Annotated in this window: 1 protein-coding gene; it reads left to right on the forward strand. The window is 58.6% G+C overall.

Annotated elements, in window-relative coordinates:
- The coding region (locus tag U5805_RS31720; protein ID WP_322107415.1) for a hypothetical protein at nt 1-227 on the forward strand (227 nt) is incomplete at both ends.

The raw sequence follows: 227 nt of genomic DNA on the forward strand, positions 1-227 counted from the left end.
CAGACGTACACGAACGTGGCCGGCGCGATCACGAACCTCGACGGTCGTGTGACGCAGAACACGGGTGACATCCAGAACATCACCAACAACATCAACAACGGCACGATTGGCCTCGTCCAGCAAGACCCGACGACGCACAACATTACCGTTGCGAAGAACACGAACGGCACGATCGTGAACTTCACGGGCACGGCAGGCACGCGTGTTCTGACGGGTGTGTCGAATGG

Origin of the sequence: Paraburkholderia sp. J41 (genome assembly GCF_905220235.1) — a bacterium.
Classification (GTDB): domain Bacteria; phylum Pseudomonadota; class Gammaproteobacteria; order Burkholderiales; family Burkholderiaceae; genus Paraburkholderia.